The 7,130-nt window shown below is 35.1% G+C and carries 5 protein-coding genes; all 5 read right to left on the reverse strand.

Annotation, left to right across the window (positions count from 1 at the left end):
• The coding region (locus ABZA26_RS04315) for a B12-binding domain-containing radical SAM protein (RefSeq protein ID WP_372713284.1) at positions 1 to 1,540 on the reverse strand (1,540 nt) is incomplete at its 3' end.
• 3 nt (positions 1,541 to 1,543) lie between these two features.
• Positions 1,544 to 2,494: an endolytic transglycosylase MltG gene (gene mltG / locus ABZA26_RS04320; RefSeq protein WP_372713285.1), complete on the reverse strand. Its 951-nt coding sequence runs from the start codon at positions 2,492 to 2,494 to the stop codon at positions 1,544 to 1,546.
• A 52-nt stretch (positions 2,495 to 2,546) separates the two neighbouring features.
• Positions 2,547 to 4,127, reverse strand: a complete 1,581-nt coding sequence (locus ABZA26_RS04325) for a DEAD/DEAH box helicase (RefSeq protein WP_372713286.1) — start codon at positions 4,125 to 4,127, stop codon at positions 2,547 to 2,549.
• Positions 4,128 to 4,233: 106 nt separating this feature from the next.
• Positions 4,234 to 5,856 carry a Na/Pi cotransporter family protein gene (locus tag ABZA26_RS04330; protein ID WP_372713287.1) on the reverse strand — a complete coding sequence of 541 codons (1,623 nt, stop codon included), beginning with the start codon at positions 5,854 to 5,856 and terminating at the stop codon, positions 4,234 to 4,236.
• A 283-nt stretch (positions 5,857 to 6,139) separates the two neighbouring features.
• The coding region (locus ABZA26_RS04335) for a uracil-xanthine permease family protein (protein ID WP_372713288.1) at positions 6,140 to 7,130 on the reverse strand (991 nt) is incomplete at its 5' end.

Consider the following 7,130-nt stretch of genomic DNA (forward strand, 5'->3'; position numbering starts at 1 on the left):
CACGAACTGATTTAAAATTCATGTTCTTCAGTATCTCATTGTATTTTTCTTTGTCTTTTGAAGACTGTATCCAGTGAGGATAGCTACCGGGCTTTCCAAGGGTTAAATAATCATATTTCAGATATTCTGTAAATATTTCTATATCTGAAAATCCTTTATAAACATAAAATTCATAAAGATGATTAAAGATAGAAACCTGCTTGTGAGAAACTTTAAAGTACCCGCAGTTATCATAGTATCTGGATATATCTTCATAAAATTCAAAAGGTTTTTCATAGTGGTTTTTCAGAATATATTCTACACTTTTAGGATAGTTTTCAGAATTATAATAATAATCTAAAACTGTTTCTATTTTCTTCAGTGCCGTTATTTCATCATAGCTTATAAATTCATTGGAAAGAACCTCATAAGGTGGAAAATTTAAAAATTTGTAACCGTAAGTTTCCACTTGACCAAATATAAGAGTCCCCTTCAGAACCTTCAGGAAACCTAGCTGGATCATCTCAGGCTTTAGTCTGTACACATAGTCAAAGGAATCCTTAAAAGTATCATAATCTTCATAGGGAAGCCCTGCTATAAGGTCTAAGTGCAGATGTATATTGTCCTTTATTCTCAAGACGTTATTTCCCAGTTTTGTCAGATTAGTCTCTCTTTTTATAGCCTTCATGGTTTTTTCATTTATTGTCTGTACACCTATCTCAAACTGGAAAAAATCTTTAGGTATTTTTTCTAAAAAAGAAGTTGTCTCTTCATCAAAGAGGTCTCCGCTTATTTCAAAGTGAAAGGTTACCTCTTCCCTGTAATTTTCCAAAAGAAAGTTCCACAAATTCATATATCTTTTTTTATCTATGTTGAAAGTTCTGTCAACAAATTTTATAAGAGTGATTCCGTTTTGAAGAAATCTGCTTAAATCCTCTTTCACACGCTCCTCAGAGAAGTAACGTACACTTTTATCCAAAGATGACATACAGTAAGAACATTCAAAGGGACATCCCCTCGAAGACTCATAGTATAATATCTTGTTTTTAGAGTTTTTTAATTCTTCATCTGAGTATGGAAAGGGTATTTCATCCAGGTCTCCGATAGGAGACTGATACCCGTTAAATTTTATTTGATCGTCTTTTCTGTAAAAGACACCTTTTACATCCTCTATACTCTTACTGAGGAGCTCTAACGTAGTCCTCTCTCCCTCACCGGCAACTATAAACTCTATCTCCGGGTTCTCCTTCATTATCTCAGTGGACTGATAGCTTACCTCTGGTCCCCCTAATATTACGGAGGTGTTCGGCATGATTTTTTTTATCTCTTTTACCAGCTTAAAAACATACTCTTTATTCCATATATACGTGGAAAATATTATTTTTTCCGGATTTTTTTCAAAAATATCCGTGAGAATGGCAGAGAGCTGATTATTTATACTGCTCTCATAAATCTCAAGTTCAAAAGAACTGTATTTTTCAACATAATTTTTTATATATCTTATAGCCAGATTTGTGTGTACATACTGACTGTTTATCCCTACTAAAAGTATTTTACTCATAACCTACCTCTTTTTCTCATTATCTTTTTGAAATTTCATATGTTCTTCATAGGTATTGCTGAAATGATGACTTCCGTCTCCCTTTGCCACAAAAAACAAGTAATCTGTCTCAAGGGGGTTAAATGCCGCCTCTATAGACTGGTAATCAGGATTGCATATAGGGGCTGGAGGAAGTCCCTTATATTTGTATGTGTTATAAGGCGAGTCTATCTCCAGGTCCTTATAATACATTCTTCTCTTAGAATAACCGTAGAGATAATTTACTGTGGCATCTGAGGCAAGTTTCATATCTGTTTTGAGTCTGTTATGAAAGACAGAAGATATCACCTTTTTTTCTCCTGCCACTTGGGCTTCTCTCTCTATTACAGAAGCCAGAATCAGTTTTTTATAAAATTCTTCTTTGTCTGGGTATTTTTCTGAAGGGAACTTTTTTAAAAACTCTCTTAAGAAAATATCCACTATCTCATCTTCACCGGATCCCTCAGGAATAAAATAGGTCTCAGGATAGAAATACCCCTCAAAATTTCCATTTGGTGTAGGATAATAAAAATCTTTTCCAGATAAAACTTCTTGAAAAACTTTCCTGTCTATGAGCTCTTTTTCTTCTAAGGCATCTACAATCTCATCGTGGGAATAGCCCTCAGGAATGGTAAATTTAACCATCATATATTTCCCCTCTTCTAGAAGGTTTACTATATCTTTTATACTATAATCTCCATTGAGTTCATAATAACCCGCTTTTATATCCCTTCCGCCTTTTCTTATTTTAAGATATATTTTAAATAAAATATTATCCGAAATCGGGAGGGACTTAAGGGATTGTTTCAGTGGAAGCTTTTTATCAATCTCTAAAATCTGACTATAATTTTTTTTATCATAATTAATTCCCCAAAATAAAAAAACAATCATACTGAGAAAAGTCAGTATCGCCCAGTTTAACCACAGTTTTTTCATAAAAACTCCTTTATACAGCAAAGGGAGTATCTCTACTCCCTTCATTTGCTTATTATTTTCTTATTTTTGCTTTTTCAACTAATGGTTTTCTTCCTTTTCTGTCTTTCTTGAAAGTTTCAAGGATCTCTTCAGCTTCTGCGAAAGGAACTGTCATAAATGAGAAGTTTTCGTAAACTTCTACTTTCTTTATTTTATGCTCAGAAATTGTTGTTTTCTCTTTGATCATATCAACAATTTTTTTAGCTGTTATGTTGTCTTTTTTACCAAGAGCTATAAACAGTCTTGATTTTCCAGTTTTATCAACCTGTACACTGTCTATCTCTCTGTAGCTGTTCTCGTCCAGTAAATCTTGATAAGAGTGAGTTAAAAGAGCTGCAATTACATCTACTGCACTTTCTCCTTCTAACAGCTCTTCAGCCATTTCCTGGAACCCTTCATATTTTCTTTCGTCAAGAATTTCATTAAGCTCTTCACGCATTCTGTTTTTCTTAGCCTGGATTACTTCTTTTACTCCAGGAACTTTTTCTTTTCTTATTTCTGTCTTTACTACTTTCTGAATTTGAAGTATTTTTCTGTATTCAGATGGTGTAATAAATGTAATTGCCGTTCCCTCTTTTCCAGCACGCCCTGTTCTTCCGATTCTGTGTACATAGCTTTCAGGATCTTGAGGTATAGCATAGTTTATTACATGACTAAGGTCATTTACATCTATTCCTCTAGCAGCTACGTCTGTAGCTATTAGAATATTTATTTTTTTATCCTTGAATCTTTTAAGAGTAATCTCTCTGTGATTTTGAGAAATATCTCCGTGAAGACCTTCTGAATCATATCCTCTGTCCTGTAGTTTTCCTACAAGAACGTTAACATCATTTTTTGTTCTACAGAAAACTATTCCGTAGAAGTCAGGTTCTAGATCCATGATTCTACATAAAGCCTCGAATTTATCCTTTTCTTTAACTTCAAAATAAATTTGATCTGTAAGATTTGTAGTAAGCTCTGCTTTCTTTACTGCAAGGATTTCATGCTCTCCCATGTATCTCTGAGCAACTCTTAAAATCTCTTTAGGCATAGTTGCAGAGAAAAACAACATTCTTTTTTCTTTATTGGTATTCTGAAGAATAAGCTCTATGTCTTCTAAGAATCCCATGTTTAGCATCTCATCAGCTTCGTCTAGTATAAAGTAATCTATCTTATCTAGTTTTAAGATCTTTCTGTTCATAAGATCTATTACTCTTCCTGGAGTACCTACAACTACATCGAGTCCTCTTCTAAGTTGCTTAATTTGAAACTCTATAGACTGTCCACCATAAACCGGGGCTATTCTTAAGTTTCTTCCGTGAGATAGTGAGTTCATTTCCTCAGCTACCTGAACTGCCAGTTCTCTTGTAGGAGCTAGAACTATTGCTTGTATAGAACCAGTACTTTTCTCTATTTTTTCAAGAATCGGCAGGGAGAACGCAGCTGTTTTACCGGTTCCTGTTTGAGCCTGACCGATAACATCTTTATTCCCATTTAGTAAAACTGGTATTGTCAAAGCCTGTATTGGACTCGGCTTTTCAAAACCTTTTTCTAGCAATGGTCTTAGAGTTTTATCACTTAGACCAAGTGCTTTAAATTCTTTTAATTTTTCCATTATTCACTTCCTTTTCATTTATATAATTTATTTAGCATTTCATTATAACATATTTTCGGAAAAAATACACTACCTTGAATAAATAGAAAGAGGGGGATTCCCCCCTCTATACCGACAAAGCTTCCATTATATTTAATATATGGTCCCTTATTCTTCTATAGTGATTAAGTATATCCATGTATCCAGTGCTCAGCATTGCAGGCATCTTGTTTTCGCCTACTCTTTCCATGTGATCATTTCTAGCTTTTTTATATTCATTTTTTATATCTGTTGCTTTTCTCATGGCCTCTATAAGACTTTCTTTATCATTTACTTTATATGCTTCGTTTACAAATACAAAGAAATCGGCTACTTTATCATGAACTTTTTTAAGGTCATTTATCTTGGTTTCATTAAGGAGAATGTCATTTTCACTTAGCTTTTTAAGAGTTTTAGCTATTCTCAATGAATAGTCACTTATTGTTTCATACTCATCACACACTTCCAGATTTACCCGAGTCTCATCTACATATTTTTTTTCTAGTTCCTGATTCAGGATTATGAAGTTCACATCTGAAACTTCTTTCTGTACCATATCCAGCTTATCTTCTAAAAGAGCCTGTTCTTCTGAGATTTTTGTGATCTGAGTACTATCCTGTATTGCAGTATTCAAACCAGCGAACATCACTTTGATATCTTCCCCCATATCCAGGATCTCTTTTTTTGTCTGATCTATTACAAGAGTGGGAGTATCTGCCATACGTATATCAAGATGAGTCACAGATTTTATCTTGTCATCGTCATCCTTTACTATTCTCATAAGGAATGTAGCGACAAATCCTATGAGAGGTGTAAACAGTATTACGTTGGATACGTTAAACATCGTATGAGCTGTAGCTATGAATCTAGTAACATCTGCCTCAGGATTGGCGAAATTATGAAGGAATTTTATATAAATCCTGAATAACGACGTGGCCCATATTACCCCTACTATATTTATTATCGTATGTGCATAAGCGGCTCTCTTTGCATTTGCTCTGGCTCCTATTGATGCCAGGCATGCAGTTACAGTTGTTCCTACGTTCTCTCCTAGGACTAGTGCTACAGCTGTCTGGTAATCAATAAGTCCTTGCACAGCAAGTGTTATTGTTATACCCAGAGTTGCCGATGAAGACTGTACTATTGCAGTCATAAGGGCTCCTACACAGGCTGCCATCAGAACTCCTGTATAAGTGTCTGCGTTGAATCTGTGGAACATCTCTATAAATTCTGGCATAGTTCTTAAAGGTTTGAATCCCTGGCTCATTAATTCAAGTCCAAAGAATATCATTCCAAGTCCCATTACCGTAAGAGCTCTTGTTTTGGCTCTGTCGGTTTTTACAAACATATTGGTTATAGCTGCAATACCAGCCATCGGAAGTCCGTATTTACCTATTTTAAGTACCAGTATCCATCCAGTTATCGTTGTACCTATATTTGCACCTAGGATTACTCCCAGTGCCTGTTGTAAGTTCATTAACTGTGCATTTACAAATCCGATTGTCATAACCGTACTTACAGATGAAGACTGTACCATTCCTGTAACGAAGATACCCATTATGATAGCCATAAATCTGTTTCTTGTTAGTACCGCAAGGGTTTTTTTCAGTTTATCTCCGGCAAGCTTTTGCATTCCTCCAGACATGTGTTCCATACCGTAAAGGAAAATACCTAATCCTCCTAAAACCTTAAACAAAATATCAACTGCCATCTTTCCTCCTAGTTCTTTTGTTAACACTATTTTGAAATACTGTTAGATTATATCCTGCGTATGTTAAAGAAATATTAATTCAATGTAAAAATAGTGTAAACGTTTTTACAATGAAGATTCTTTTTTATTAAGAATTCTATTTCTCTAGCAGTTTCCAAATTATATACTATTCTTTAAAAAAATTAAACTTTTTTTAATTTTAAGTTTTCTGTCACAGAGTTAGACAAGAGAAATTCTATCTGTTCCAATAAAAAAACCGGATTAAAAATCCGGGTTTTTTTTATTAAATATTTTTTGGTAAAATTTTATTTAGTAGCACTCCTGTAAAAGCTGCTATTGCAAGTCCTGAAAGAGATACTGTTTTCCATATAACAACATTATCTATGGCTATCCCCAAAACAAATATAAGGGAAGCTATAATGAGATTTCTTGAGTGTCCAAAATCCAGCTCAGCATCTATAAGAGTTCTTACTCCAACAGAAGCTATCATTCCAAACAATATTAGCGACACTCCTCCCATAACCGGTGTAGGGATCGTCTGAAGGATGGCTCCGAACTTTCCTATGAAGCTCAGTACAATAGCATAACCAGCTGCTATTCTAAGTACTGAAGGATCATATACTTTTGTCACTGCCAGTACTCCTGTATTTTCACCGTAAGTTGTATTTGCAGGACCGCCTAAAAAACCTGCAAAGAGAGTGGCAACTCCGTCTCCGAGCATTGTTCTGTGGATTCCAGGTTCTTTAAAAAAGTCCTTTCCGACAACTGCTCCGTTTGTTGTGATATCCCCTATATGCTCTATAAACACAACCATGGCTATAGGAGCTATGGCCAGTAGTCCTGTTATGGAAAATTCCGGGATAGCAGTAAGGTCGTGCATAGCTTCAGCAGAAAATCCGATCCAGCTTGCACTTTTTATCGGCTCAAAATTAACAAGTCCAGCCGGTATAGAGGCTATATATCCCAAAATTACAGATATAAGTATCGGTACAAGTCTAAAGAAGGATTTTTCCAAAACAGATATTCCTATCATAGAGACAACTACAAGAAGTGCTATAGCAAGACCTTTGATGTCAAAGTGTCCGTTTGAGTATCCTATCATACCAAGAGCTACAGGACTAAGTCTCAGACCTATTACCATTATAGTAGGCCCTGTAACTATGGCAGGGAAAAATGAGTTTACTCTTTCCACTCCGTAGGTTTTTATTATGAAAGCCATTGCTATATATACCAGTCCGGCTCCTATTACTCCGGCTTTTACCACACCTATACCC

This window comes from Ilyobacter sp. (assembly GCF_041583315.1).
Classification (GTDB): domain Bacteria; phylum Fusobacteriota; class Fusobacteriia; order Fusobacteriales; family Fusobacteriaceae; genus Ilyobacter.